This window comes from Hwanghaeella sp. 1Z406 (assembly GCF_048892425.1).
In the GTDB taxonomy this organism is placed as follows: Bacteria; Pseudomonadota; Alphaproteobacteria; order UBA8366; family Aestuariispiraceae; genus Pacificispira.
The window spans coordinates 1-352 of sequence record NZ_JBLZHU010000036.1 but is presented as its reverse complement, the minus strand read 5'-3'; the positions used below and the strand labels follow the sequence as shown (position 1 = coordinate 352).

General features: G+C 51.7%; 1 protein-coding gene. It reads right to left on the bottom strand.

Going from position 1 to position 352, the window contains the following annotated elements:
• Nucleotides 1–352: hypothetical protein (locus ACOSDR_RS20250; RefSeq protein ID WP_420732349.1), on the bottom strand; the 352-nt coding region annotated here is incomplete at both ends.

Here is a 352-nt window from a genome sequence, read left to right as displayed (position 1 = left end):
CCCCCAGCTTTCCTCCCGTGAGAACATGAAGCCCCCCGCGCCCATACAAATGAAGAGTTCCTGAAAATACGCAATGCCGGCATTTATGGAGCCTGGCGGCGTCGCGATGGCCCCAATGTTTGAGCCCTGTGTGAAAACAGGCATATGGAGGACTTCGTCAATTCCCCGCTCAATCAAGGCAATCCAAAGGGGACGCATAACATCCCAAATGTCTGAAGCCTCATCATCTTCGAAAAACACATAATGTTGCGGCAAATCACTTGGCACGCCTGGCGGGGATTCGCTTAGCATAGATTCGTAGGCACAGCTGCTGATCGCAATGCATTTCCAGTCTGGATTGTTAAAGAAGGGC